Source organism: Kitasatospora sp. NPDC042419 (genome assembly GCF_056437345.1).
In genome coordinates, this window is record NZ_JBWKAW010000088.1 from 1 (window position 1) to 2,728 (window position 2,728).

The window sequence follows — 2,728 nt, forward strand, 5'->3', positions numbered from 1 at the left end:
TCACGGCGCCGCTCCTGCGCCGCGAGCGTGACGAAGTCACCACTGCCCTCACGGCGTTGGCGACCCTGTACGTCCACGGCGTCACGGTCGACTGGGGCCCGTTCTTCACCGGGGTCCGTCCGGCCGAGCTGCCGACCTACGCCTTCCAGCGGGAGCGCTACTGGCCTGAGAAGGGGGCGCGGCCCCGTACGGACCGTGACGACGACGGGTTCTGGGCGGTGGTCGAGTCGGGCGACGTCGGCACGCTCGCCGACCGCCTCGGGGTGGAGGCCGGCGCGCTGGAGGGCGTGCTCCCCGCACTCACCGCCTGGCGTGCGCGCGGCCGTGAGCGGTCGCTGATCGACGCGTGGCGCTACCGCGTCACCTGGAGCCCCGCCACCGTCGCGGGCCGCGGGCGGCTCACCGGGACGTGGCTGCTGGTCGGTGACGACCGGTTCGGCCTCGCCGAGGTGCTGTCCGGCCTCGGCGCCGACGTCGCGGTCGTGCCGGCGGGTTCCCGCGCCGAGCTGGCGGCCCGGTTGGCCGGGCAGGAGGCGGCGGGCGTCGTCTCGACGCTCGGTACGGTCGGCGGGGCGCTGGCGCTCGTCCAGGCCCTGGTGGACGCCGGGAGCGGCGCGCCGCTGTGGCTGGCGACCCGGAACGCGGTGGTCACCGGGCGGGCGGACGGCGCGGCGGACGTCGCGCAGGCGCAGCTCTGGGGCTTCGGCCGTGCGGTGGGGTTGGAGCACCCCGGGATGTGGGGCGGCCTGCTCGACCTCCCGGCTGTTCTGGACACCCGCGCGGTGGATCGCCTCGGCGCGGTCCTGGGCGGCGCGCTGGGCGCGGAGGACCAGGTGGCGCTCCGCAGCGGCGGCGTGCTCGTCCGGCGCCTCGCGCATGCGCCCGCCGGTGTCTCCCCGGCCTGGACTCCGCGTGGCACGGTGCTGATCACCGGTGGTACGGGTGGCCTGGGCGTGGAGGTGGCCCGTTGGGCGGCCGCGAACGGCGCCGAGCGGCTGGTGCTGCTGTCGCGCCGTGGCGCGGACGCCCCCGGTGCGGCGGAGCTGCTGACCGAGCTGCCGATCGCGGAGATCCACGCCTGTGACCTGTCGGACCGTGCGGCGGTCGAGGCGCTGCTGACCTCGGTCGGCCGGGTCGACGCGGTGGTGCACGCGGCGGGTGTGGGCGAGGACGTGTCGCTGGTCGACGCGGACGAGGCCCACCTGGACCGCGTGATCCGGGGCAAGGTCGAGGGTGCGCTGCACCTGGACGAACTGGTCGGCGACGTCGACGCGTTCGTGGTGTTCTCGTCCATCTCGGCGACGTGGGGCAGCGGCCGGCAGGCGGCGTACGGGGCGGCGAACACCGCCCTCGACGCCCTGGTCCTGCGCCGCCGCGCCGCCGGGCTCTCCGGCACCTCGGTCGCCTGGGGCCCCTGGGCGAGCGTCGGCATGGCGGCCGATGACGAGGCCGCGGCCTCGCTCCGCCGGCAGGGCCTGGCCGGGATGGACCCCGGGCGCGCCGTGGCCGCGCTGGCCCAGGCCGTGGGTGCCGGGGACGACCTGGTCACCGTGGCGGATGTGCGGTGGGCGGAGTTCCTGCCGTTGTTCACGGCTGCTCGGGAGCGGCCGTTGCTGGTGGATCTGCCGGAGTTCGCGGAGCTGGGCGTCGCGCCGGAGTCGGAGTCCGGTCTGGCCGGGCGGCTGGCGGGTCTGTCGCCGGGCGAGCGTCAGCGTGCGGTGCTGGAGTTGGTGCGGGCCGAGGTCGCGGCGGTGCTGGGTCATGCGTCGGCGGGGGCGGTGGAGCCGTCGCGGGCGTTCAAGGAGTTGGGCTTCGATTCGCTGACGGCGGTGGAGCTGCGGAACCGGCTGCGGTCGGCGACCGGGCTGGTGCTGCCGGCGACGCTGGCGTTCGACTACCCGAGCGCGGAGCGGCTGGCCGCGTACGTCCTGACCGAGATCGGCGGCGCGGTGGCGGCCGCTCCGACTGCTCCGGCGTCCGTGGCCGCGGCGGCCGAGGACGACCCGGTGGTGATCGTCGGGCTGGGCCTGCGGCTGCCCGGCGGTGTCGATTCCCCGGAGCGGTTCTGGGAGTTGCTCTCGGCCGGGGAGGACGGGATCGGCGCGTTCCCGACGGACCGCGGCTGGGACCTGGAGGGCCTGTACCACCCGGACCCCGAGCACGCGGGGACGTTCTACGCCCGTGAAGGCGGATTCCTGTACGGTGCGGGCGAGTTCGACGCCGGACTGTTCGGCGTCTCGCCGCGTGAGGCGCTGGCGATGGACCCGCAGCAGCGGCTGCTGCTGGAGACCTCGTGGGAGGCGTTCGAACGGGCCGGCGTGGACCCGCGGGGCGGGTTGGCGGGCCGACCGGTCGGCGTGTTCGTGGGTGCCTCGTTCATGGGGTACGGCTCGGGGCCGGTCGAGGCCTCCGAGGGTGTGGAGGGGCACCTGCTGACGGGCACGGCCTCGTCGGTGATGTCCGGCCGGATCTCGTACTCGTTCGGGCTGGAGGGCCCGGCCGTCACCGTGGACACCGCCTGCTCGTCGTCGCTGGTCGCGCTGCACCTCGCGGTGCAGGCGCTGCGCTCGGGTGAGTGCTCGATGGCGCTGGTCGGCGGTGTGACGGTGATGCCGACGCCGGACGTGTTCGTGGAGTTCTCGCGTCAGCGCGGGCTGGCTCCGGACGGCCGCTGCAAGTCCTTCGGGGCGGGTGCGGACGGTACGGGCTGGTCCGAGGGTGTCGGCAT

1 protein-coding gene is annotated in these 2,728 nt (G+C 75.6%); it reads left to right on the forward strand.

Annotated elements, in window-relative coordinates:
* A partial coding sequence (locus AC067J_RS43950; protein WP_478308506.1) for an SDR family NAD(P)-dependent oxidoreductase occupies window positions 1–2,728 on the forward strand: 2,728 nt, incomplete at both ends.